19 protein-coding genes are annotated in these 23147 nt (G+C 72.7%); 12 read left to right on the forward strand and 7 right to left on the reverse strand.

All coding sequences use genetic code 11. The features are described 5' to 3' along the window. The first annotated feature begins 41 nt into the window (after positions 1–41). Positions 42–1886, forward strand: a complete 1845-nt coding sequence (gene sucB, locus ACX27O_RS32310; RefSeq protein ID WP_458940568.1) for a 2-oxoglutarate dehydrogenase, E2 component, dihydrolipoamide succinyltransferase — start codon at positions 42–44, stop codon at positions 1884–1886. Between the two features lie 62 nt (positions 1887–1948). Here the strand turns inward: sucB and ACX27O_RS32315 are convergent, their stop codons facing one another. Then, positions 1949–2884, reverse strand: coding sequence for an SDR family NAD(P)-dependent oxidoreductase (locus tag ACX27O_RS32315; protein ID WP_030337988.1), 936 nt, complete (start codon positions 2882–2884; stop codon positions 1949–1951). A gap of 152 nt (positions 2885–3036) precedes the next feature. Here ACX27O_RS32315 and ACX27O_RS32320 point away from each other — a divergent pair, with 152 nt between their 5' ends. Continuing rightward, positions 3037–4374, forward strand: coding sequence for a low temperature requirement protein A (locus tag ACX27O_RS32320; protein ID WP_458940569.1), 1338 nt, complete (start codon positions 3037–3039; stop codon positions 4372–4374). A 129-nt stretch (positions 4375–4503) separates the two neighbouring features. Next, on the forward strand, positions 4504–4983 hold the full coding sequence (locus tag ACX27O_RS32325) for a hemerythrin domain-containing protein (protein ID WP_030337990.1): 480 nt from the start codon (positions 4504–4506) through the stop codon (positions 4981–4983). Between the two features lie 88 nt (positions 4984–5071). On the opposite strand, the gene ACX27O_RS32330 is transcribed toward ACX27O_RS32325, so the two are convergent. Continuing rightward, a complete protein-coding gene (locus ACX27O_RS32330) occupies positions 5072–5446 on the reverse strand; it encodes a MerR family transcriptional regulator (RefSeq protein WP_210867064.1) in 375 nt (124 codons plus the stop codon). A gap of 55 nt (positions 5447–5501) precedes the next feature. On the opposite strand from ACX27O_RS32330, the gene ACX27O_RS32335 reads away from it, so the two are divergent. Next, positions 5502–6500: an aldo/keto reductase gene (locus tag ACX27O_RS32335; protein ID WP_458940570.1), complete on the forward strand. Its 999-nt coding sequence runs from the start codon at positions 5502–5504 to the stop codon at positions 6498–6500. Positions 6501–6530: 30 nt separating this feature from the next. Here ACX27O_RS32335 and ACX27O_RS32340 read toward each other — a convergent pair whose 3' ends face one another. Then, positions 6531–7382 (reverse strand): NmrA family NAD(P)-binding protein, encoded by an 852-nt coding sequence (locus ACX27O_RS32340; RefSeq protein WP_458940571.1) that lies wholly within the window; start codon positions 7380–7382, stop codon positions 6531–6533. Between the two features lie 320 nt (positions 7383–7702). On the opposite strand from ACX27O_RS32340, the gene ACX27O_RS32345 reads away from it, so the two are divergent. After that, positions 7703–8608 (forward strand): TIGR01777 family oxidoreductase, encoded by a 906-nt coding sequence (locus tag ACX27O_RS32345; protein WP_458940572.1) that lies wholly within the window; start codon positions 7703–7705, stop codon positions 8606–8608. A 194-nt stretch (positions 8609–8802) separates the two neighbouring features. Continuing rightward, positions 8803–9717 carry an LLM class flavin-dependent oxidoreductase gene (locus tag ACX27O_RS32350; protein WP_458940573.1) on the forward strand — a complete coding sequence of 305 codons (915 nt, stop codon included), beginning with the start codon at positions 8803–8805 and terminating at the stop codon, positions 9715–9717. Between the two features lie 95 nt (positions 9718–9812). Here ACX27O_RS32350 and ACX27O_RS32355 read toward each other — a convergent pair whose 3' ends face one another. Next, positions 9813–11054, reverse strand: a complete 1242-nt coding sequence (locus tag ACX27O_RS32355) for an extracellular catalytic domain type 1 short-chain-length polyhydroxyalkanoate depolymerase (protein WP_458940574.1) — start codon at positions 11052–11054, stop codon at positions 9813–9815. Positions 11055–11272: 218 nt separating this feature from the next. Here ACX27O_RS32355 and ACX27O_RS32360 point away from each other — a divergent pair, with 218 nt between their 5' ends. The 3 genes from ACX27O_RS32360 (at position 11273) to ACX27O_RS32370 (ending at position 14272) form a co-directional block, all read left to right on the forward strand. Beyond that, the gene (locus ACX27O_RS32360; protein ID WP_458940575.1) at positions 11273–13105 is read left to right on the forward strand and encodes a DUF2079 domain-containing protein; all 1833 of its coding nucleotides are present in this window, start codon (positions 11273–11275) and stop codon (positions 13103–13105) included. Positions 13106–13185: 80 nt separating this feature from the next. Further along, entirely contained in the window at positions 13186–13827 is a 642-nt protein-coding gene (gene lipB / locus ACX27O_RS32365) for a lipoyl(octanoyl) transferase LipB (protein WP_210865455.1), read from the forward strand. A gap of 52 nt (positions 13828–13879) precedes the next feature. After that, positions 13880–14272, forward strand: a complete 393-nt coding sequence (locus tag ACX27O_RS32370; protein ID WP_030330073.1) for a VOC family protein — start codon at positions 13880–13882, stop codon at positions 14270–14272. A gap of 45 nt (positions 14273–14317) precedes the next feature. Here the strand turns inward: ACX27O_RS32370 and aspS are convergent, their stop codons facing one another. Next, positions 14318–15604 carry an aspartate--tRNA(Asn) ligase gene (gene aspS / locus ACX27O_RS32375; RefSeq protein ID WP_458940576.1) on the reverse strand — a complete coding sequence of 429 codons (1287 nt, stop codon included), beginning with the start codon at positions 15602–15604 and terminating at the stop codon, positions 14318–14320. Positions 15605–16048: 444 nt separating this feature from the next. On the opposite strand from aspS, the gene lipA reads away from it, so the two are divergent. Then, positions 16049–17044, forward strand: a complete 996-nt coding sequence (lipA, locus tag ACX27O_RS32380; RefSeq protein WP_081883748.1) for a lipoyl synthase — start codon at positions 16049–16051, stop codon at positions 17042–17044. 53 nt (positions 17045–17097) lie between these two features. Next, entirely contained in the window at positions 17098–18774 is a 1677-nt protein-coding gene (locus ACX27O_RS32385; RefSeq protein ID WP_458940577.1) for a hypothetical protein, read from the forward strand. A gap of 14 nt (positions 18775–18788) precedes the next feature. On the opposite strand, the gene ACX27O_RS32390 is transcribed toward ACX27O_RS32385, so the two are convergent. Together ACX27O_RS32390 and ACX27O_RS32395 are read right to left on the reverse strand one after the other, a co-directional pair. Then, positions 18789–21836: a helix-turn-helix transcriptional regulator gene (locus tag ACX27O_RS32390; RefSeq protein WP_458940578.1), complete on the reverse strand. Its 3048-nt coding sequence runs from the start codon at positions 21834–21836 to the stop codon at positions 18789–18791. Next, positions 21833–22003: a hypothetical protein gene (locus ACX27O_RS32395; protein ID WP_167337283.1), complete on the reverse strand. Its 171-nt coding sequence runs from the start codon at positions 22001–22003 to the stop codon at positions 21833–21835. The genes ACX27O_RS32390 and ACX27O_RS32395 overlap by 4 nt, the downstream gene beginning before the upstream one ends. Positions 22004–22210: 207 nt before the next feature. Here ACX27O_RS32395 and ACX27O_RS32400 point away from each other — a divergent pair, with 207 nt between their 5' ends. Next, the gene (locus ACX27O_RS32400) at positions 22211–22897 is read left to right on the forward strand and encodes a DUF4191 domain-containing protein (protein WP_030330083.1); all 687 of its coding nucleotides are present in this window, start codon (positions 22211–22213) and stop codon (positions 22895–22897) included. The last annotated feature ends 250 nt before the right edge of the window (positions 22898–23147 follow it).

The raw sequence follows: 23147 nt of genomic DNA on the forward strand, positions 1-23147 counted from the left end.
CGGGCGAAGATCCCACCAGGGGAATGAAGGAGTCTCAGAAAATGCCGGTATCGGTCACCATGCCCCGGCTCGGCGAGAGCGTCACCGAGGGCACCGTCACTCGCTGGCTCAAGCAGGAGGGCGACACGGTCGAGGTTGACGAGCCCCTGCTCGAGGTCTCGACCGACAAGGTCGACACCGAGATCCCGTCGCCCGCTGCGGGCGTGCTGAGCCGGATCGTGGTCGGCGAGGACGAGACCGCCGAGGTCGGCAGCGAGCTGGCCGTCATCGCCGGTGAGGGCGAATCGACCGGCGGTGGCGAGACCGCCGGGCAGGAGCAGGCCCCGGCCGAGGCGGTCGAGCCGGCCGCCGAGCCGACGGCCGCCGCCGAGGGCACCGCCGACGAGGTCGCCCAGGACGAGGCCCCGGCCGAGGAGCCGGCTCCGGCCGCCGCCTCGTCGGGCGAGGGCACCCCGGTGAAGATGCCGGCCCTGGGTGAGAGCGTCACCGAGGGTACTGTCACCCGCTGGCTCAAGCAGGTCGGCGAGACCATCGAGGTCGACGAGCCGCTGCTGGAGGTCTCCACCGACAAGGTGGACACCGAGATCCCGTCGCCGGTCGCCGGCACGGTGCTGGAGATCAAGGTCGCCGAGGACGAGACCGCAGCGGTCGGCGCCGACCTGGCGATCATCGGTGCCGCCGGCGGAGCCCCCGCCCAGGCCAAGCCGGAGCCGAAGCCCGAGCCGAAGGCGGAGGCCAAGCCGGCGCCGAAGGCCGAGCCGAAGCCGGAGCCGAAGGTCGAGGAGCCGACCCCCGGCATGTCGTACAACGAGCCCGCCGCGGAGACCGAGAGCTCGGCGCAGCCGGCCAAGACCGAGCAGGCCGCGCAGCCGGCCGCTGCCACCTCGACGCCGCCGCGTCCGTCCGCCCCGGCGCCGGGTGGCGGCGAGGAGGCCGCCGGGTACGTGACTCCGCTGGTGCGCAAGCTCGCCAGCGAGCACGGCGTCGACCTGGCCGCACTGAACGGCACCGGCGTGGGTGGCCGGATCCGCAAGCAGGACGTCCTCGACGCGGCCGAGAAGGCCAAGGCCGCCAAGGCCGCGCCGGCTCCGGCGGCACAGCCGACCGCCGCGCCGTCGGCGCCCGCACCGAAGCCGGCCGCCAAGCCGCAGCCCAGCGCGAAGCGGGGCACCACGGAGAAGCTCCCGCGGATCCGGGCGACCATCGCCAAGCGCATGCAGCAGTCGCTGCACGAGACGGCGCAGCTCACCACTGTCGTCGAGGTCGACGTCACCAAGGTCGCCAAGCTGCGGGCCCAGGCCAAGGACTCGTTCCTGGCCAAGCACGGCGTGAAGCTGTCCTTCCTGCCGTTCTTCGCCCTCGCCGCCATCGAGGCGCTGCAGACCCACCCGATCATCCAGGCCAGCATGGACCTGGACGGTGGCACGATCACCTACCCGGCCGCGGAGCACCTCGGCATCGCCGTGGACACCGAGCGCGGGCTGCTCGTGCCGGTCATCCACAACGCCGGTGACCTCAACATGGGCGGCATCGCCAAGCGGATCGCCGACCTGGCCGAGCGCACCCGGAACAACAAGATCACCCCAGACGAGATGGCCGGGGCGACCTTCACGCTGACCAACACGGGCAGCCGGGGCGCGCTCTTCGACACGCCGATCGTGCCGTCGCCGCAGTCGGCGATGCTCGGCACGGGCGCCGTGGTGAAGCGTCCGGTCGTGGTCAACGACCCGGAGCTGGGCGAGGTCATCGCGGTCCGGTCGATGGTCTACCTGGCCATGTCGTACGACCACCGCCTGATCGACGGCGCCGACGCGGCCCGCTTCCTGACCGCGGTCAAGGAGCGGCTGGAGGGCGGCAACTTCGAGTCGGAGCTGGGCCTGGCCTGATCCGCCTGAACGCCGAAAGGGCGCCCCGGTCGTCGACCGGGGCGCCCTTTGCGTTGGGCTGCTCAGCCCTTGAGCAGGGCGGTCGAGACCTGCCAGAGTCGCTCGGCGGCCTCCGGGTCCAGCGCGTACTCGGCGACGCCCGTTCGCCCACCGGGCTGGGCGGGGGCAGCCTGCTGACAGTCCTCGAAGTAGCGCCCACCCACCTCGTCGAGCAGCGGTGACGCGGCGACCAGCACCGAGGTGGCGGCACCCTGTTCGACGGTTTTCCAGGCCGCCGCGTTGCCCGCCCGCATCCGGTCCAGTTCCTCCTTGCTGACGTAGCGCTGCAGGTTGGTCTGGATCGCGCCGGGCATCAGCGAGTTGGTGTAGATGCCGTCGTCGGACCAGCGCCGGGTCGCCTCCACGGCGAAGAGCACGTTGGCCGTCTTGGACTGCCCGTACGCCTGCCACGGCTCGTACTCCCGGTTGTCGTACTGGATGTCGTCGAAGACCACCGGTGAGCGCAGGTGGGCGGCGGAGCTGACCGAGACGATCCTGGCCCCGTCGGCGGCCGCGAGGGTCCGGTGCAGCCCGGTGGCGAGCGCGAAGTGCCCCAGGTGGTTGGTGGCGAACTGCATCTCCCAGCCCTGCGGGGTCCGGGACAGGGGTGCGGCCATGATGCCGGCGTTGTTGACCAGGATGTGCAGCGGGCCGTCCCAGTTGGCCACGAAATCGGCGATCGAATCCTGGTCGGCGAGGTCGAGGGGGGCGACCAGGACCCGGTCGTTGCCGGTGGTGCCGGTGATGTCGTCGGCGGCCTTCTGCCCGGCGTCGGGGTTGCGGACCGCGAGGGTGACCTCGGCGCCGGCGCTGGCCAGGGCGCGGGCGGTCTCCACGCCGATGCCGGAGGACCCGCCGGTGACGACCGCCCGCCGCCCGACGAGGTCCACGCCCTTGATCACGTCCATCGCCGTGGAGTGATGAGCGAACGGAGTGCTGATCGGATTGTTCGTCGTCATTGTCCATCCTTGTCCGGGTGGGGCGGACCGGCCGGCCCGCTGCGGGAGGCCGCGGTCCCGGTGTTTCCCCGACCCGGGCCGGAGGTAACGCGGGACCCGTCGCCATCGCCGTTCGACCCTCCGACCAGCCCGAACGCTGCCAGAGTTGGGACGTGGGCGGCTACCGGCGGGGTGGACAGCTGGGACCGGCCGTGCCGATCGCTCCCGGGGCCCGGGTGGACAAGTTCGAGGTCTTCTTCGATCTGGTCTTCGTCTTCTCGTTCTTCATCATCACCCGGGCGACCGCGGCGAACATCTCCGGACGGCAACTGCTGCACGCCGCCCTGGTGCTCGCCGTGCTCTGGTGGATCTGGGTGGTGCACAGCCTGGTCGCCACCCGGGTCCGGCTCGGCGAGGGCTACGTCCCGGTGCTCATGGTGATCGCGATGGTCGCCCTGTTCGCGTTCGCCCTGGCGCTTCCGCAGGCGTTCAGCGACCCGAAGGGAAGCGCCGCCGGCCCGATGCTGGTGGCCATCAGCTACGTCGTGGTCCGGGCCGTGCACATGATCCTCTATCAGCATGTGGTGCGGGACAGCCCACAGGAGCGGCGGCAACTGCGGCGGTTCGCACCGGAGCTGACGGTGAGCATCGTGCTGTTGCTGGCTGCCGCCCTCATCCCACCGCAGATCACCGACCCCGACCAGGCCGCCATGGTCCGCGACGGGCTGTGGATCACCGTGGTGGTGGTGCAGTACGCGACCGGCTTCATCGTCGGGACCTGGGGCTGGGGGGTGACCAGCGCCGAGCACTGGACGGAACGCTACGACCTCATCCTGATCATCGCGCTGGGCGAGTCGATCATCTCTACGGGGGTGGGCGGCAACCTGCTCGGCAAGCCGGTCACCTGGCCGGCGGTGGCCGCCGCCGCGCTCGGCATCGTGGTCACCGCCGGCCTCTGGTGGGCGCACTTCGACTTCATCGGGCCGGCCGCCCGGATCGCCCTGCACGCGGCGGAGGGTGCCCCCCGGGTGGCGATGGCCCGCGACGCGTACGCGTACCTCTACCTGCCGATGATCGCCGGGGTGATCCTCTTCTCGATCGGCAACGAGGAGATCCTCCACAAGATCACCGACCCGGCCGGCGGGATCGCGGAGAAGGTCGAGGGGCCGGCGGTGCCGATGCTGTTCGGCGGGCTGATCTGCTACTTCGCCGTCAACCTGCTCTTTCAGTTGCGCACCCTGCACACCGTCACGTGGACCCGCATCGGCGTCATCCTGGTGCTCACCGCGGCCCTCCCGGTCGGCCAGCACCTGCCAGCGCTGGGCGCGCTCACCCTCGCGACAGTGATCTGCGTGGCACTGGTGGCCGTGGAGGTGATGGTCATGTCCCAATCCCGGCACGCGTTGCGGGCCGCCGTCTTCCAGGAACGGACCAGTCACGAGGCCCACGAGGCCGGCTGGCGGGCGCGCTGGCACGACGTCCGGGAGACCGACGAGCCGACCACTCCGTGACCACTGCCGCTCCCCGGCGCGGGCCGCCGCCGGCCGGTCCGATCGGGATAGACTCCGGCGCAGCGTCGCGGTGCACCCGGCACGAAGGCCGCCGTGGGCATGGAGGCGCGGGGACAGCATGGGACTCACGTGCACCCAAACGGTTCACCGGCCGACCGGCTCGCCGCCGTCGGCAATCAAATGATCGAGATCCACCTCTGGCTCAGCGCGGAACTGGCCCGGCTCAGGGCCGACCTCGGCACCCCGTCACGGCACCTGCGGGCGCACTGCCTGACCTTCTGCGCCGCGCTCGGGCGACACCACACCGGCGAGGACGCGGGCGCGTTCCGGCTGCTGGCCGAGCAGGTCCCCGAACTGCGCCCGGTCATCGACAACCTGATCACCGACCACGAGGTGGTGGCCGGGATCCTGGAGCGGGTCGAGGCGTTACTGGCCGGCGGCGACGCGGTGCCTGTCGAGCAGGTGCGCGGTGAGCTGGACGGGTTGGCCGCCCTGCTCGAATCGCACTTCCGCTACGAGGAGAAGCGTCTGGTCACCGCCCTGAACGCGCTCACCGGTCGAGCCGGGACAGCCGAGGAACTCCTCGGCCTGACCGCGCCGCCCAGCTGAGCCGTGATCGACTCCGGAGCGCCGATGTGGCGGTGTCACCGACCCCGGGACGCCGCCACACCGGCGCGACTGCCGGGCCCTGCCACCGTCACGTCGACGGCGGGCCGGGCAGCCGCTCGTAGTAGCGGATCTTCTCCCGGAGATGCTCGTACTGGCGCTGGAGCAGGCCCATCTGCTCCTCGACCCGCACCGCGTGGGTTCGCAGCAGTGCACAGCGCTCGTCGACGGTGTGGTCACCGTCGCGGGCCAGTTGCGCGTATCGGCGCATCTGCGCGATCGGCATCCCGGTGTCGCGCAGGCACCGGAACAGCTCCAACCAGCCGAGATCGTCGTCGGTGAAGACCCGCTGCCCGCCCGCCGTCCGCTCCACGTCGGCGAGCAGGCCGATCTTCTCGTAGTACCGCAGGGTGTCCAGGCTGAAGCCGCTGCGGCGGGCGGCCTCCGAGGGGGCGTAACCGCTCATGTCGCGAGATGCTAGTGCTTGACCTGGAGCGCGCTCCAGGTTGGAGGCTGGTGCCATGACGACGACACGGACGCTGGGACGCAGCGGCGTCACGGTGAGCGCTATCGGAATGGGATGCTGGGCCATCGGCGGCCCGCTCTGGGGTGACGACGGGCAGCCGTTCGGCTGGGGTGAAGTGGACGACGCCGAGTCGATCCGCACCATCCACCGGGCGCTCGAACTCGGGGTGACCCTGTTCGACACCGCCAGCAACTACGGCGCCGGACACAGCGAACGGATCCTCGGTCAAGCGGTGGCCGGGCGACGGGACAGCGTGGTGATCGCCACCAAGTTCGGCAACGTCAGCGAGGAGAGCACCCGGCGGGCGCTCGGCACCGACGCCAGCCCGGCCTTCGCGGTGCGCAGCCTGGACGACTCGCTGCGCCGGCTCGGCACCGACTACGTGGACCTCTACCAACTGCACCTCAACGACCTGCCGGTGCCCGCCGCGCTCGATCTGATCGACACCCTGGAGGGCCTGGTCGACCAGGGCAAGATCCGGGCGTACGGCTGGAGCACCGACGACCCCGCCTCGGCGGAGGCGTTCGCGGCTGCCGGCCCGCACTGCGCCGCGATCCAGCACGACGAGTCGGTGCTGCGCGACAACGCGGCGGTGCTGGCGGTCTGCGACACACACGACCTGGCCAGCCTCAACCGTGGGCCGTTGGCGATGGGGCTGCTCACCGGATCGACCCGGGCGGTCGGGACGGACGATGTGCGCGGGCGGGCACCGGAATGGCTGGAGTGGTTCACCGACGGCCGGCCGACGCCGCGCTGGGCGGCCCGGGTCGACGAGGTCCGCGCGGCGCTCACCGCCGACGGGCGCACCCTCGCGCAGGGCGCGCTCGGTTGGCTGCTGGCGCGCAGCCCCCGTACCGTGCCGATCCCCGGCCTACGCACCGTGGCCCAGGCCGACGAGAACCTGGCCACCCTGGAACTGGGCCCGCTGAGCTCCGAGTCGTACGCCGAGGTGGAGCGACTGCTCGCCGACCTGCGCCCGGCCCCCGCGGCCTGACCACCGGGCCGGTCCACGCCCCGGGTGCCGTCACCGGAAGTCGTCCGCGTGCTCGGCGGCCCACTGCCGGAACGTGCGCCCGGGGCGGCCGGTCACCTGCTCGACGTCCGGGGCGACCCAGGCGTTGCCGTCAACGTACCGGCCCATCTCCAGGAACCACTCGATGACCTCCGCGGGATAGGTGTCCTTCCAGTAGTCCCGGGCCTGCTCCGGGGTCAGCTCGTCGAACCGCACCGGACGGCCGATCGCCTCGCCGATCATCTGGACCGCGTCCCGGCGGCGGACCGGCTCCGGCCCGGTCGGCTGGTACACCCGGCCGGCGTGGCCGTCCTCGATGAGCGCGGCCATGATGACCGCGGCGATGTCGGCCTCGTGGACCAGGGCGCTGTTCCAGTCACCGAAGGGCGCCCGAACCACCCCCTCGGCCCGGATGGTGTGCGCCCACTCCCTGGTGTTCGCCATGAACTCGCCGGGAAACACGTGCGTCCACTCCAGACCCGAGGTCTCGACCGCCCGGTGCAGCGGCCGGTGCGGTGCCTCCAGCGGGTCGTCGTCGGCCCGGCTCGGATCGTTGTGCCCGAGGTGGGTGACCCGACGGACGCCAGCCTTCCGGGCCAGCTCCAGGATCTCCGCGCCGGTGGTCAGCGGCCCGTACCCATCCATCGCGACCAGGTGCATACGCGTCACGCCGCGCAGCGCCGGTGCCAGCGTGTCGGGCCTGGCGAAGTCGCCGGCCACCACCTCCACCCCGCTGGGCAGCGCGGCGGCCGCCGGTGACGCCGGGTCGCGGGTCAGTGCGCGTACGTCGTGGCCGGCGGCCACCAGTTGCCGGACCAGGCTGCCTCCGACGGTCCCGGTCGCTCCGCTCACCAGGATCGGCATGGTTCCTCCTCAGGGATCGCCCGACGGTGGGCACGGTGAGCCGACCCCGCCTTTCGGGGGTGCTCCCGGATGGCTCATGGTCAGCCATATCGATGCGGGAAGCAATCGCGAACACCGCGTTCACGTTTGCTCTGACCTGCGGAAACGCGGCAATCACCGAATGCGCGCGGTAGCCTTTTTCGGCCGCTGGGAGGCCCGTTGACCTGCGTACTCCGCGCCGTATGGCGGGTCCCGCAAATTTCCTCGCCGGTCCGTCCCACAGCCGGTGACGTCGGCCGCCCCGCGCATCCGTCGGCGGCGTTCTCGACGAAGATGGGGGTATGCGGATCCTTCTGGCCGGCGCGTCCGGCTTCCTCGGCACCCGGCTGGCCGACCGGCTCGCCGCCGACGGGCACCAGATCACCCGGCTGGTCCGTCGGTCGCCGCGCGACTCGCAGCAGCGGCAGTGGGACCCCGCCGCCGGGCAGCTCGACCCGGCAGTCGTCGCCGAGGCCGACGCGGTCGTCAACCTGGCCGGGGCGGGCGTCGGCGACAAGCGCTGGAACGACGACTACCGCCGGTTGATCCGCACCAGCCGGGTGGACAGCACCACCACGCTGGCGACCACCATCGCCGGGCTGCCCACCGCGGACCGGCCCCGGGTGCTGCTCAACTCATCGGCCGTGGGCTGGTACGGCAACACCGGCGACCGGGCGGTCGAGGAGGACGCGCCGGCCGGCGAGGGCTTCCTGGCCGACGTCTGCCGGGTGTGGGAGGCCGCGACCCGGCCGGCCGAGGACGCCGGGGTACGCGTGGTGCGGCTGCGGACCGGCCTGCCACTGGACCGCGAGGGCGGGCTGCTCAAGCCGCAACTGCTGCCGTTCAAGCTGGGTATCGCCGGCCGGCTGGGCAGCGGCCGGCAGTGGCTGCCGTGGATCTCGATGGCCGACTGGCTGGACGCGACCCGCTTCCTGCTCGACCACGACGACATCGCCGGCCCGGTGAACGTGGTGGGGCCGAACCCGGTGACGAACGCCGAGTTCACCCGCGAACTGGCCCGGCAGCTGCACCGCCCGGCGATCATCCCGATCCCCGCGCTGGCGCTCAAGATGGTCCTCGGCGGTTTCGCCCACGAGGCCCTCACCAGCACCCGCGTCCTGCCCGGCGTCCTAGCCCGAGCCGCCTACCCCTACCAGCACCCCACGCTCCCCCAAGCCCTAGAAGCAGCCCTAACCCCCACCCCCTAACCCACCCCCACCCACCCACCCCGCCACCATTGGCGTTGATCAAGAGATTTGCGTCAGATTCCGGCTTCCGGATGACGCAAACCTCTTGATCAACAGGGGCGGCGGGGTGGGGCTTCGCCCCGCCCCACCCTGGGTGGTTCGGCCCTCGGCAGAAATCGGCGGTCAGGGGGCCGGCGTGGGCCGAAGCTGGACCGATGGCGACTTTCTCCCTCCAGGCCACCCCGACCGACGCGGCGAGCTGGGCCGAGCTGGCCCGCCGGGCCGAGACCGCCGGCTTCGACGCCCTGCTCGCCGCCGACCACCCTGGCGACGTGACGTCACCGTTCGTGGCGCTGGCCGCCGCCGCCCCGGTCACCTCGACGATCGGGCTCGGCTCGTACGTGTCAAACCTCGGCGTACGGGAACCGATGCTGCTCGCGGCCGACGTGGCCACCCTCGATCTGATCTCCGGTGGACGGGCCCGGCTCGGTGTCGGCGCCGGTCACACCCCAATGGAGTGGCGCGCCGTGGGCCGGGAACGCCCCGACGTGGCCGGTCGGGTCCGTCGTTGCGTGGCCGTCGCCGAGGCGGTCCGCGCCCTGCTCGACGGGGCCCGGGTCACCGTCGACACGGCCGAGCTGACGATGCGCGAGGCGGTGCTGCGCGAACCCCGGCCGGTGCAGGAACGGATCCCGCTCACGATGGGTACGGCGAACTCGGCCCTGCTGCGGTGGGCCGGCGCGCACGCCGACGTGGTCGGGCTGACCGGGTTCGGACGTACCCTCGCCGACGGCCACCAGCATGAGGCTCGCTGGCGGACCAACCAGATCGAGGCGCAGCTGGCCTGCGTGGCCGACGGCGCAGCCGGCCGGGCCGACCCGCCGGCACTGGAGGCGCTGGTGCAGACGGTGATGGTCACCGACGACGCGGAGGCTGCCGCCGCGGAACAGGCCCGGCGCAACGGCATGACCGTCGCCGAACTGGTGACCACTCCGTTCGTGCTGATCGGCACGGTGGACGAGATCATCACGGCGGTCGCCGAGCATGAACGGCGCTGGGGGGTGACCCGGTTCGTGGTTCGCGAGGCCGCGCTGGAGCCTCTCGCGCCGGTCCTGGCCCGGCTGACCTGATCCCACGCTGACGCCCCCGTTGATCAAGAGGTTTGCGTCAGATTCCGGCTTCCGGATGACGCAAACCTCTTGATCAACAGGGGTGGGGGGTCAGGTCAGCAGCCGATCACCCAGTGGTTGGGGGCGGTTTGCTTGAGGGCGGTGGTGTAGAAGGTGTTGTAGAGGCCCATCCGCTGGTTGGAGCCGTTGGCGTAGGCGTAGCCGCCGGACTGGTACGCCCGACCGGCCGTCACGTGCGCGTAGTTGCTGGCCGTCACGCAGACCGGCGCAGTGGTCGGCGTGGGGGTCGGGGTAACGGTCGGGGTCGGCGTGGGGGTGGGGGTGGCCGTCGGGGTCGGGGTCGGGGTCGGGTTGGTGCCGCCACCGTTCAGACCGAAGAAGAGCGCGTCACGGTACGTCGAGCAGATGGTGTCCAGGAAGTACGCGGTGGCGGTGCCGCACTGTTCGGCTGCGGAGCCCGGGTCGACCGGGGTGCCGTGGCCCATCCCGGAGATCCGGTAGAGCCGCACGTCGTCGTTGCCGTACACCTCGAGGCTGGTGTTGCCGGGCAGCGACGAGGTGCTGGTCGGGGTCTGCGACACGCCCCGGACGTTGGTCCACTGGTCGCGGGACTCGGTGCCGTTGAGCGGGGTGACGGTGGTGTCCGAGGTGCCGTGCCAGATCGCCACCCGGGGGCGCGGGCCGGTGTAGCCGGAGTACGCGCCACGGACCAGGTCGCCCCAGGCGGCCGGGGTCTTGTCCGCACCCGGGTTCATGCAGCTGAACGCGTTGACCATGCTGGTGGCGCAGCGGTACGGGATACCCGCGATGATCGACCCGGCGGCGAAGACGTCCGGGTAGGTGGCGAGCATGACCGCGCTCATCGCCCCGCCCGCGGAGAGCCCGCTGACGTACACCCGGGAGCCGTTCACCCCGAAGTTCGCCTTGGCGTGGTCGACCATCTGCTTGATCGACAGCGCCTCGCCCTGGCCTCGGGTGGTGTCGCCCGCCTCGAAGAAGTTGAAGCAGGAGTTGGCGTTGTTGCCGGACGGCTGCTGGGCGACGATCAGGGCGAACTTCCACTGGTCGGCGTACTTCTGCCAGCCGGAGTTGGCAAAGTAGCCGGAGGCGTTCTGGACGCACCCGTGCAGCAGGACGACGGCCGGGGAGTTGGCCGGCAGGTTGTCCGGCCGGTAGGCGTACATGGCGAGGTTGCCGGGGTTGGAGCCGAAACCGGTGACCTGGGTGAGGGTTGCGGCCTGGGCGGGTGCGGCGAGGGCGACCACGCCCGCGGCGGCGAGGGCGACCCCGGCGACCGCACCGAGCAGCCGGGTGAGGATGGACGAGGAGCGGCGCACGGCGGCCTCCTGAGGGGGCGGACTGTGAACTGGGTCACGGTCGAGTTGCCGAGACGTTACGACGGTGTGTCGCCGCCATGACATGGCGCACACTCACACATTCACGACGGACGCTGTGTACGCCGAACCATCGACGAGGCGGACCTAATCCGTCCCCAACGGTCCCGTCCTTGCAGGTCTGACCGGCCCGTCCAGGTCCGGTTGGTAACGTCCGCTGCGTGCCGTCCTCCCCGTCGCTGGCCACCGGGCCCGCACCCGCGTCACCGCCGCGCGCCGTCCGGAACCGCCGGGCCGACCTGATCGTCGTGCTGGTGGCGCTCGCGCTCGCCGTTTGGGTGACCAGTGGGCTGTGGCGGGACCCGAACGTGCGGACCATCACCGTCAACTCCAGTGACCAGGCGCTGTTCGAGTGGCTGCTCGCCTTCGGCGGGCACGCGGTCACCCACGGGGAGAACCCGCTCTTCACCTACCTGATCAACGTCCCGGACGGCGTGAACCTCGCGGTCAACACGACGGTCACCGTGTACGCGGTGGTCTTCGCCCCGCTCACGTACCTCATCGGGCCGCCGGCCACGTTCCTGGTGATCCTCACCCTGAACCTGCTCGCCACGGCGTTGGCCTGGTACTGGCTGCTGTCGCGGCACCTGGTCCGCAGCCACCTGGCCGCCGGGGTGGGCGCGCTGTTCATCGCCTACTCCCCCGGCATGGTGTCGCACGCCAACGCGCACCTGAACTGGACCGCCGGTTGGCTGGTGCCGCTGCTGATCTGGCGGCTGTTCGCGCTGCGCCGCCCGGGGCACTGGCTCCGCGACGGGGTGATCCTCGGCGTGCTGGTCGCGGTGGCCTTCTCGATCGCCGCCGAGGGGCTCTTCTTCACCGCGCTGGCGCTGGGCGTGTTCGTCGCCATCTGGGCGCTGCACCCGGCCAACCGGGCCGAGGCGCGCGCCGCGCTGCCCAATTTCCTGCGCGGGCTCGGGGTGACCGCGGTGGTCGCCGGGGTGCTGTTGTCGTACCCGCTGTGGTTGCACTTCGCCGGGCCACAACGGTTCCACGGCACCGGCTTCGACCCGGTGATCCACTCCGAGGACATCGCGGCGTTCGCCGCCTTCCCGCGCCGCTCGCTGGCCGGCGAGGTCGGGTTGGGCACCTCGCTGGCACCCAACCCGACCGAGGAGAACTCGTTCTTCGGCATCCCGCTGCTGGTGCTCACAGTGGTCTGCTTCATCGCGCTCTGGCGTCGGGCCGACGCGCACGGCCGGGCCACCCTCTGGGCGCTGGGCGTCGTCGCACTGATCTTCACGGTGCTCTCCTTCGGTCCGGTCGCCAAGGTCGACGGCCGACGCACCGACCTCCCCATGCCGTTCGACCTGCTCGGACAACTGCCGGTGGTGAATGCCGCGCTACCGGCCCGGCTGGCGCTGGTGGTCGCGCCGGTGGTGGGGCTGTTGCTGGCGTACACGATCGACCAGTTGCGCGCCGCACCACTGCGGCACCGCTCCACGGAGCTGGCCTGGCTGGTCGGTTTCGTGGTGGCCCTGGCGCCGCTGCTGCCCACCCCGCTGCTGACCGACGAGCGGGAGCCGATCCCGGAGTTCATCACCTCCGGCACCTGGCGGGAGTACGTGTCACCCGACGGGGTGCTGACCCCGCTGCCGCTGACCGTGGACATCTACCCGGACGGCCAGCGGTGGCAGGCGTACGCGTTGTCGCACCGGCAGGGCGAGTTCGCCATTCCGGGCGGCTTCTTCCTCGGCCCCGGCGGGCCGGACGGGCGGGGCCGGATCGGTCCGGTGCCGCGCACCCTGAGCGCCCTGATGGACCAGGCCGGCCGGACCGGGCTGGTTCCCATCATCACCGACGGGTCGATCCGGGAGGTCCAGTCGGACCTGCGGCACTGGCGCATCGAGACGGTGGTGCTCGCCGACCAGGTGCACGGCGCGAAGTTCGAGGTGGACGAGGAGGCTCTGCGGCGTACCGCCACCGCCCTGTTCGGCGAACCGCAGCGGGTCGACGACGTCTGGCTCTGGCGGATCCCACCGGCTGACCGGTAGCCCCCGACCCCCGTGGTGATCTTCGCCGGTGAGGCGGCTCACCAGGGAAGATCGCCCATGGCGGGACTAGGCTTGATGCCGTGACAACGACGACCCCCGGCCTGACGGCCGTTCGTGCCGGCCTGCTCGACTACCAGGCCGCCTGGGACGAGCAGCGACGCCTGCACGAGTCGGTGGTGGCTGGCGAGCGCGGCGACACCGTGCTGCTGCTGGAGCACCCCAGCGTCTACACCGCCGGCAAGCGCACCGAACCGTGGGACCGGCCGATGGACGGCACTCCGGTCGTCGACGTGGACCGCGGCGGCAAGATCACCTGGCATGGGCCGGGGCAGCTCGTCGGTTACCCGATCCTGCGCCTGCCCGACCCGGTGGACGTGGTGGCCTACGTGCGCCGGACCGAAGAGCTGCTCATCGACGTGTGCGCCGAGTTCGGGCTGAGCGCCGGCCGGGTCGAGGGGCGCAGCGGGGTCTGGGTGCCCGCCGACGACCGGGGGCCGGCCCGCAAGGTGGCCGCCATCGGCATCCGGGTGGCCCGGGGCGTCACCCTGCACGGCTTCTCGATCAACTGTGACTGCGACCTGACGTACTTCGACCGGATCGTGCCGTGCGGCATCCGGGACGCCGGCGTCACCTCGCTCACCGCCGAGCTGGGCCGCCCGATCGGCGTCGCCGACGTGCTCCCGGTGGTCGAGCGTCGGCTCTCCACCCTCGTCACGCTCTGAGCAGGCCCGGCCGCGCGCCGGGGTGACCGAGGGTCGGCCTATCCTCGGGCCAATGCAGATCGACCTCGTCACCGTTGTCGTCACCGAGTACGACCCGGCCATCGCCTTCTTCACCGGGGCACTCGGCTTCGAGTTGGCCGAGGACTCCCCGTCGCTGACCAACGACGGGCGACCGAAGCGCTGGGTGGTGGTCCGCCCGCCGGGCGGCGGCACCGGGTTGCTGCTGGCCCGCGCCGACGGCGAGCGGCAGGAGGCCGCGGTGGGCGACCAGACCCACGGCCGGGTCGGGTTCTTCCTCCAGGTCGACGACTTCGACGCCACGTACCGCCGGATGGTCGAGATGCACGTCGAGTTCGTCAAGCCGCCGCGCACCGAGCCGTACGGCAAGGTCGCTGTCTTCCGCGACATCGCCGGCAACCTCTGGGACCTGCTCGGCCCCGCCTGAGCCCCGCTGCCGGCCCACCCGATCGGATGGGCCGGCAGGGCAGCCCTACGGAGTCAGGCGGTGCAGGTCACGCGGGAACGCGGTGACCTCCCGGATGTTGGCCGCGCCGACCAGCCGGGCCACGAACCGTTCCAGGCCGATGGCGAAGCCGCCGTGCGGCGGCATGCCGTGCCGGAACGCGTCCAGATAGCCGGCGTACGGCTCGACCGGCTCACCCCGGGCCGCCAACGCCGTCAGGTAGTCGGCGTGCCGGTGCAGCCGCTGCCCGCCGGTGACCAGTTCCAGACCTCGAAAGAGCAGGTCAAAACCGTTCGAGTACGCGGGCCGCTCCGGGTCCGGGTGGGTGTAGAAGGGCCGCTTCGCCATCGGGTAGCCGGTGACGTAGAGGAAGTCCGACCCGTGTTCGCGGCGGGCCCACTCGCCCAGCGCCCGTTCGTGGGCGGGCGCGAGGTCCGGCTCGTCGGCGGGCGCGCCGGCGATCGCCAACGCCTCGGTGAAGTGCACCGCCGGGATCTCCGCCGGCACCTGCGGCGCGGTGACGCCGAGCGTCGCCAGGGCCGCGCCGGCCCGCTCGTCCACCGCGCCCAACATGCCGGCCAGTGTGTCGCGCAGCACCCGCATCACGTCGGAGTGGTCGGCAACGAAGCCCAGCTCCGCGTCGAGCGACGTGTACTGCGCGAGGTGCCGGACGGTGTCGTGCGGCTCGGCCCGGAAGACCGGCCCCACCTCGTAGACACGTTCGAAGACGCCGACCATGAGCTGCTTGTAGAACTGCGGCGACTGGGCCAGGTACGCGGGCCGGCCGAACCAGTCCAGCGCGAACACGTTCGCGCCGCTCTCGGTGCTGGAGCTGACCACCTTCGGCGTGTGGATCTCCACGAAGTCGCGGGCGTCGAGCGCGGTCCGGAACCCGGCCACCGCGGCCGCCGAGATCCGCAGCGCGGCCGAGCGGGTGGGGTGCCGCAGCGCGGTGGGGGCGTGGTCCAGCTGGGTGGGCAGGCTCGCGGTGAGCGCCGGCCGGTACAGGTCGAACGGTGGCGGCGCGGCGGGCGGCCCGAGTGGACGTACCGTCGGGTCGGTCAGCTCGACCCCGGCGGGCGCGGTGCCGTTCGCGGTGGCCGTGGCGGTGACCTCGACGACCGTCTCCTCGGTGAGTTTCTCCAGTTCGGCGCGGACGGCCGGGTCGGTGACGACCACCTGGGCCAGGCCGGCGGTGTCCCGCACGATCAGGAAGGCCACCGACTTGAGCAGTCGGCGGCGGTGCACCCAGCCGGCGATCCGCACTGTCGTGCCGATGCTGGCGGGCAGGTGATGGGACAGGGTTCGTTGCATGGCGCGCTGCTCCTCGGTCGATCGCGACGCCGTCGCCGCCCGGGGGAAGCGATGTGTCGCATCAGCCCCAGGCAGGTGTGGGCGAGCGGGAACCTCGCGGTGCCACCACACCTTCACCCCCGCCGAAGCGGAGGCCTCGTTCGTCGCCTGATGACCGGGGCCAGCCGGGCGGGCTCTACTAGGCGTTTCGCCGTTCTGCCCGCAGCTCGGGAGGGTCTTCGCGCCCCGGCGCCAGACCGCCTCTCAGCACCGGCGGCTCTCTGCACTGGCGGGTCGGGACGCTACTTGGCTCCGTCATCGCTGTTGGCGGTGACCGTAGCACCCGGATCCCGCTCGTGTGACGCACATTTTCGACACCCCGGTGTCCGGCGTCACAAGGTTTGGGGCGTGACGCCGGTCGCCTGACGCACATAGACACCTGCCGTCGGGCGTAGGCTCGTTTTCGTGACGATCGAGCACTCCGCGCCGACGACCGGCCAGGCAGCGCGCACCGCAACGGCGGCCCCCGAGGGGCGGCGTCTGCTGCGGATCGAGGCGCGCAACGCCGAGACGCCGATCGAGCGCAAACCGCCATGGATCAAGGTCAAGGCCAAGATGGGCCCGGAGTACACCCAGCTGCGCGGGCTCGTCTCGCGCGAGGGGCTGCACACCGTCTGCCAGGAGGCCGGCTGCCCCAACATCTACGAGTGTTGGGAAGACCGGGAGGCCACCTTCCTCATCGGTGGTGACCAGTGCACCCGGCGCTGCGACTTCTGCCAGATCGACACCGGAAAGCCGGCCGAGTTCGACGCCGACGAGCCGCGCCGGGTCGCCGAGTCGGTGGTCTCGATGGGGCTGCGCTACGCCACCATCACCGGTGTCGCCCGCGACGACCTGCCCGACGGCGGCGCGTGGCTGTACGCCGAGACCGTCCGGCAGATCCACGCCCTGCAGCCGGGTTGCGGCGTCGAGCTGCTGATCCCCGACTTCAACGCCGTCCCCGAGCAGTTGGCCGAGGTTTTCGGCTCCCGCCCGGAGGTGTTGGCGCACAACGTGGAGACCGTGCCGCGCATCTTCAAGCGCATCCGCCCGGCGTTCCGCTACGACCGTTCGCTGGACGTGATCCGGCAGGCCCGCGCCGACGGCCTGGTCACCAAGAGCAACCTCATCCTGGGCATGGGCGAGGAGCGGGCCGAGGTCTCGCAGGCGCTGCGCGACCTGCACGAGGCCGGCTGCGAGCTGATCACCATCACCCAGTACCTGCGCCCCTCCCCCCGCCACCACCCGGTGACCCGCTGGGTCAAGCCGGAGGAGTTCGTGGAGCTGCGGGAGGAGGCCGAGGAGATCGGCTTCGCCGGGGTGATGAGCGGGCCGCTGGTGCGTTCGTCGTACCGGGCCGGCCGGCTGTACCAGCAGGCCATCGACGCCCGCGCCGCCGCCTCGGTCGTCACCGTCAGCTGACTCCGCCGGCAACGCCGCGCGGCCGTTCGACGTCCGGGTGCCATGATCCTGTGATGACCGTCGGCGTACGCGAGCAGCCGCGCGGCGCGGGCGCGCCCCGCCCGCGTCCCGGCGCACGTGCCAGCCTGGTCGGTTGGCTCACCGGGTTGGCAGTGCTCGCCGGCGTGGGTTACCGGCTCTGGCTGCTGCGGCAGGCCGCGCCGCCGACGAACAGCGACGAGGCCACCATGGGGCTGGCCGCGCTGCACATCGCCCGGGGCGAGGGTTTCCCGATCTGGTTCTACGGCCAGCAGTACATGGGCACGCTGGAGGCGTACCTGGCCGCGCCGGTGTTCGCCGTGGCCGGTGGGCCGTCGCTGCTCGGGCTGCGGTTGCCCACGCTGGCCCTGTACGCGCTGTTCCTGCTGCTGGCCTGGCGGTTGACGCTGCGGCTGACCGGGGACCGGTGGTTCGGGCTGCTGATGGTCGTGCTGCTGGCCCTCGGCTCCGACCGGATCGTCAAGAACCAGCTGATCGCCGGCGGCGGCTACCCCGAGATGAACGTGGCCGCGGCGGCGCTGGCCCTGCTCGCCGTGGACCTGGCCACCGACCGCCGCGGGCCGTCGGCCGACACCGGGCGGCAGTGCTGGCGGCTGGCGCGCTGGGCCACCTGGGGGTTCCTGGCCGGTCTGATGCTCTGGGTCGACCCGCTCGTGCTGCCGTACGTCGCGGCGACCGGGGCGGTCCTCGTCGCGTTCCGCCGCCGGGAACTGTGGGGTGCCGCCGGGGCGCTGCTCGGGGTGGCGGCCGTGCTGGGGGCGGCCCCGCTGCTGCTGCACAGCCTGCTGACCGGGCGCAACCCGCTGCACGCCGTGCTCGTGGCCAGCGGCGCGAACGCCAGCGCGGGCTGGGTGGACCGGCTGCACGGCGGTCTGGTGCTCGGCCCGCCGCTGGGCATGGGCTTCTGCGCTCCCGGCCAGTGCGCCACCTGGCAGCTGTGGTGGGCACTCGTCCTGCCGCTGCTGCTGGCCGTCGCCGCCGGCACCGCCTGGCGGGTCCTGCGCACCGCCGACAGTGGCCCCGCCGAGGTCGGCCCCGGCGCGGTGTCGCCCCGGGTGGCGGCGGCGGTCCGGCTGGCGCTCGTGCTGGCCGCGCTGGCCACCCTCGGGGCGTACACCGTCAGCAGTGCCGCCGGGCTCACGCCGGTGGAGAGTTCCCGCTACCTGTCCTGCCTGCTCATCTCCCTGCCGGCGCTGCTCTGGCCGGTGTGGACGGTGGCCCGGCGTGGGCTGCGACCGGCGGCGACCGGCCGGCACGGCGTCCGGTCGACGGTGGCCCGCTCGGTCGCGGTGCTGCTGCTCGCCACCACCGTGGGTACCGCCACTCACGCCACCTGGCGGGCGGCGCAGACCGTCGGGGCGACCCGGGCCGCCGAAGCCCGGCACGCCGAGTTGGTGAGCACCCTGCGTCAGCTCGGCGTACGGCACGTGCGCGCCGGTTACTGGACCTGCAACCGGCTCACCTTCGCCACCGCGGAGCGGGTGGTCTGCGCGGTCGTCGACGACAACCTCCACCCCGGGTTCGACCGCTACCCCGCGTACCGGCGGGAGGTGGACAGCGCGACGGCGCCGGCCTGGGTCGCGCCGGCCGGCTCGCCGCTGGCCGGGGTGCTCGACGAGCGGCAGCGGGTCGCGCCGGGCAGCCTCGACCTGGTCACGATCGAGGGCTGGCGCATCTACCTGCCGCGCTGATCCCGCAGCCGCTGTCAGCGCGGCGCGGCGGCCTCGGTGAGCAGGCCCAGGCGGTGGGCCAGGGCGGCGGCCTCCACCCGGTTGGACACGCCCAGCTTCGCGATGATCCGGGAGACGTGCACGCTTGCCGTCTTCGGCGAGATGAACAACCGCTCGGCGATCCGGCTGTTGCTGTGCCCCTCGGCGACCAACCGCAGCACCTCCCGCTCCCGGGCGGTCAGCAGGTCCGCGCCGGCCCCGCCGGCCGCACCGCGCAGGCCGACCCGCCGCGCCAGGGTGGTTGCCGCCTCGACCAGCGGCGCCGCGCCCAACCGCCGGCCGATCTCGGTGGCCTCGGTGACCGCAGCCGCCGTCTCGTCGCGTTCCCCGGCGGCGGCGGTCACCTCGGCCAGCGCGAGCAGTGCCCGGCCCAGCGGGTACGGCTGCCCGTCGGCCCGCCACGCGTCGACCGCCGCGCGCCACGCCGGCAGCGCCTGGTCGCCGACCGCGAGCAGCGCGCCGACCTGGGCGGCGTGCGCCCGGGCCGCCGGGTGCCGCGCCGGCAGGTCGGCGGCGAGCGTCGCCACGGCGGCGGCCAGCTCCCGGTCACCCACCCGGGCCGCGGTACGCGCGGCGGCGCTGAGCACCGGCCAACCCTCGCGGGGCAGCTGCGGCAGGCTCTCGTCGGTCACCGCGACGCGGGCCGCCCGGACCGCCTCGACCTTGTCGTCAGCGGCCAGCGCCGCCTCGATCGCCAGCTCGTGCAGGGGCAGCCGGTGGTTCGGCCACAGGTACGGCCGGTTGAGGAAGGTGAGCGCCCGGTCGACCAGTTCGTCGGCGCCCGGATGGGCGCGGGCCAGCCGCAGCCCGGCGCCCAGCTGGAGCCAGTGCAGCCCGGTCACACCCGACAGGTCGATCCGGGCGGCCTCCGCGCAGACCGCCTCGGCCTCGTCCCACCGGCCCAGCGCGATGAGCGCCTCGGCCCGGTTGGAGAGCAGGTACGCCCCGGTGGAGCGGCTGATCCCCACCCGACGCGCCTCGGTCGCCCCGGCCTCGGCGGCCTGCGCGGACTCGGCGTAGCGGCCCAACTCGCAGAGCATGTCCGACTCGAAGACCATGGCGAGCACCAGGGTGGGCGCGTCGCCGGCGGCACGGGCTGCGGCGGCCGCCTGGCCCAGCTCGGCCAGCCCTCCGGTGAGGTCCCGCTCGCCGTGGCAGAGCAGCGCGATCCGCGTCGACAGCAGGGCCACCTGCTCTCCGAGCGCCTCGGCATCGGCGGCGGCCTCGGCTGCCACCCGGGCCGCCTTCTTCGGGTCGATCTTGACCAGGTGGGTGGCGATGTCGGCCAGCAGCCGGACCCGCTCCACGCCGGGCGGGCCACCGGCCGCCAGCCGGTACGCCTCGTCCAGCTCCCGGCTGCCGTCGCTCTTGCCGAGCAGGGCCATCAGTCGACCGCGCTGGTCCAGCAGGCGGGCGGCACGCAGCGGCGCGGCGTCGGCGTCCACCTCGGCCAGTCCCGCCCGGGTCAGTGTGATGGCCCGACTGAAGTCGCCGGCGGTGACCGCCGCGTCCAGGGTCTGCTCCAGCAGCGCGAGGTGGTCCATGCCGAGCAGGTCGGCGGCGTCCGGCACCAGCTCCCACAACTCCAGCGCCCGCTCCAGCAGTCGGCGCTGCTCGGCGTACGCGTACCGGTCGGCGGCGGCGCACGCGGCGGCTCGGGCGGCGACGAGGGCACGCGGGTGGTCGTGCGCGGCGTACCAGTGGTGGGCGATCTCGGCCGGGGCCCGGCCGGCGGCGACCAGGTGCGGCTGGGCCTCGATGGCGGCGGCGAAGCGGGCGTGCAGCCGGGCGTGCTCACCGGGCAGCAACTCGTCGTGCACGGCCTCGCGGACCAGCGCGTGGCGGAACTCGTAGTCACCGTCCGGGTCGGCCACCACCAGTTGGGCGGCGACGGCGGCGCGCAGCGCGTCCTCCAACTCGGCCTCGGGCAGCCCGGCGACCTCGGCGAGCAGGTCGTGGGCGAACCGGGTGCCGCCGGCGGCGGCGATCCGCAACACCCGCTGGGCCGGCTCGGGAAGCCGGTCCACCCGGGCCAGCAGCAGGTCACGCAGCGTCTCGGGGAGCGCCGCGCAGCCGATCGGGTCACCGGCGACGGCCAGTTCCTCGATGAAGAAGGGATTGCCCTGGGTGCGGTCGTGGACGTCGTCGACGGCGCGGGCCAGCGGTTCGGCGCCGAGCAGGTCGGCGAGGATCGCGGCGGTGCCGTCGCGGTCCAGGCGGCCCAGCTCGACCCGCTCCACACCCCGGGCCCGGTCCAGCTCGGCGAGGAACGGCCGCAGCGGGTGCCCGCGCTGCAACTCGTCGGTGCGGTAGGTGCAGACCAGCAACAGCCGGCCCGGCCTCGCCGCCCGGACGAGGAACCCGATGAGGTCGCGGGTGGAGCGGTCGGCCCAGTGCAGGTCCTCGATGATCAGGACCAGCGGGCGAGCGTCGGCCAGCCGCTGGAACAACTCGGCGACCAGGTCGAACAGGTAGCCGCGCGGGGCGTCGCTGAGTGCGGCGGCACGCGGTGCGGCCAGCGCCACTGAGGTGCGGCCCAGCTCCGGCAGGAGCGGGGCGAACTCCGCCTCGTAGCCGGCGAAGACCTCGGGGCCGTCGGCGCGCAGCACCGCGCGCAACGCGGCGGCGAACGGGGCGAACGGCAGACCCGCCTCGCCCAGCTCCAGGCACTGGCCGACGAGGACCCGGGCCGCGCCGTCGGTGGCCCAGCCGGCGAACTCCTCCAGCAGCCGGGTCTTGCCCACGCCAGCCTCGCCGCCGACCAGCACCGTGGTCGGCTCCCCGGCCCGCGCCCGGCCCAGCGCGTGGCGCAGGGCCGCGGTCTCGCGGTGACGCCCGACGAGGACGGAACTGGCGGCGCGCACTGTCACGTGTTCGAGCATGCCATGGCGGGCGACCGGGCCGACCCCGCCGATCGGCCGGTGGCCGGGCGGCGGGGTCGGATCGGGTCGAGCGGGCACCCCATCAGGTGCCGTGAACGTGGCGACCGCGGTGGAGGTGGCCGCCGCGCTGGGCGCGGTCACCGGCGGGCGTCGTCGGTGCGACCGGCCTGCCTGCGCCGGCCCAACCACCCTCGGCTTACCGGACGTGACAGCGACCGGGCGAGCCGGTCGGCGGCCGCGTCGGCGCGCAGCTCGGCGGCGTGGGTACGGTGCAGGGTGAGCAGGAAATCGCTGTCGTTGCCGAACATCTCGGGCTCCTTCGGGGCGTCGTCGTCTTCTGCTGACGACTCTCCGCGCGAAGGCCCCACCCGGGCATGGGCACGGCGCCTCATCTTCCCCGCCCACAGCCTCCTTACCCGGCCCGTCCGGGCGCGTACGGCGACGTAAGGTACTCAGCTGCCCGGGCACCCGGACGCGGATCAACCGGGCCGGCGGCGACCACTAGACTCTGCGGCATGGCAAAGCCCCAGGAGAAGGTCTCGTTCGGCCAGCGGCTGAAGCAGATCGGGATGGTGTTCCAGTTCACCGCCAAGCAGGACCGGTGGTTCGCGCCGTTGGTCGCCGCGGCGGTGCTGATCCCGCTCGCGCTCACCGTGGTCGCGGTCATCCTCTGGGGCTGGATCTGGCTGCCGCTGGGCATCCTGTTCATCCTGCTCGCGGTGCTGATCGTGCTCAACCTGCGATCCAACAAGGCGATGATGAACGCCGCCGAGGGGCAACCCGGCGCGGCGGCGCAGATCATGGAGAACATGCGCGGCGACTGGCGGGTGACCCCGGCGGTCAGCTCGACCACCCAGATGGACATGGTCCACCTGGTGATCGGCCGTCCGGGCGTGATCCTGCTGGCCGAGGGCAACCCGCAGCGGGTGCGCGGCCTGCTCGGCCAGGAGAAGCGGCGGCTGTCCAAGGTGATCGGCTCCGCTCCCCTGCACGACTACGTGATCGGGCAGGAGGAGGGCGAGCTGCCGATCCGCAAGCTCCGCACGACGCTGCTGCGCCTGCCCCGCGCCCTCTCCGGCAAGGACGTCAACTCGCTGGACAAGCGGCTCAAGGCGCTCACCGCCCGGCCGCAGATGCCCAAGGGCGCGATCCCGAAGAACATGCGGCCGCCAGGCGCCTTCCGCCAGTCGCGGGGCCGCTGACCCCTCAGTCGTACGCGCAAAGAGCCGGACCCGTACGGGTCCGGCTCTTTCGTCGTACACCCGCATCGCGCCCGCCCCGACGCGCCACCCACCCTTGCCGTCCCCATGCTCGATCTTGATCGTCAACCCACACCGCCTCGTCGATCATGGAGTTGTGGTGGGTGACAAAGTGCCCGTACAGCACCAAGCCAGGCACCACAACTACATGATCGACCGAGTTCGGCGGCGCGGGGGGGGGGGGGGGGTTGGG

This window comes from Micromonospora sp. SD19 (assembly GCF_054462275.1).